Raw genomic sequence first — 240 nt, 5'->3', positions numbered from 1 at the left:
GCGTTGTGGATCGTAGTAGTCCTGAACGTGGGCTACGGCCTCGTCGAGATCGTGGGCGGCTTTCTCTCGGGCTCGCAGGCGCTCAAGGCCGACGCGCTCGACTTTCTGGGAGACGGCCTCATCACCTTTCTGGGTCTTCTGGCCATCGGCTGGAGCCTGCTTTGGCGGGCGCGCTCTGCCCTCATCCAGGGGCTCTTCCTGGGCGCCCTCGGGCTGGGCGTTCTCGCCAGCACCATCTAC

At 65.8% G+C, this 240-nt stretch carries 1 protein-coding gene; it reads left to right on the top strand.

Features of this window, described 5'->3' with window-relative positions; translation table 11 throughout:
- Nucleotides 1-240 (top strand): cation transporter (locus QSV46_RS40900; RefSeq protein WP_314964459.1); only part of this gene is annotated, 240 nt, incomplete at both ends.

The sequence above is a fragment of the Bradyrhizobium cosmicum genome (assembly GCF_032290525.1).
Classification (GTDB): domain Bacteria; phylum Pseudomonadota; class Alphaproteobacteria; order Rhizobiales; family Xanthobacteraceae; genus Bradyrhizobium; species Bradyrhizobium cosmicum_A.
This window is presented reverse-complemented; position numbering and strand designations above follow the sequence as displayed.